The sequence below is a fragment of the Shigella sp. FC1967 genome, assembly GCF_001743005.1.
GTDB lineage: Bacteria > Pseudomonadota > Gammaproteobacteria > Enterobacterales > Enterobacteriaceae > Proteus.
In genome coordinates this window covers 1-586 of the sequence record NZ_MIIZ01001156.1, presented here as the reverse complement: position 1 = coordinate 586, position 586 = coordinate 1, and the positions used below count along the sequence as shown (strand labels likewise).

Sequence of the window (586 nt, the reverse complement as noted above, 5' to 3'; positions counted from 1 at the left end):
GCACTGTGATAACTGGCGCCGTGTTTCGTGGCTCCGATCTTTCTTGTGGGGAGTTTTCATCGTTTGATTGGTCTTTGGCTGATTTTACTGGTTGTGATTACGGTGGGCGCTTGGCGAGCTTGATGCAAGGCGAATTAATTTAGATGGAGTGAAGTTGGATGGAGAGCAGGCGCTTCAGCTTGTTGAGAGTTTAGGTGTTATTGTTCACCGATAAAATCTAGGTAAAAAAACGCCTAATGCCCCCAATGTGGTACTAATCAAAAACGGAGCGAAGCGACATCTTCATCTTGTCTTTGCTTTTCTCCATGATCAGTTATTGGGTCATGGTCTCTTAGCTCGTTAATCTGGCTAAGTTTGGTTAGGTTGGGCTTCTTTCGACACTTCGCAATCCAAGAAATCCCTAGTCCGTTGATTGGTGCTCTTATCAGGTACGCACTGTAATCTTTCGATACCGCAGCGTGATTCGGAGGTAGAGCCGGAATTTCGTTTTTCCGGTACGTTTTACTACCACAATTTGCCTGTTTATCCTTTCGGAGACCGGGCTAAGTCCGAGTCAATCAAGTGGTGCATTTGGGTTAATGTCGTT

The 586-nt window shown here is 45.6% G+C and carries 1 pseudogene; it reads left to right on the top strand.

Annotation, left to right across the window (positions count from 1 at the left end):
- Positions 1-214 (top strand): annotated as a pseudogene (locus BHE89_RS19565) (fluoroquinolone resistance protein); the annotation flags it as partial.
- Positions 215-586: the final 372 nt, after the last annotated feature.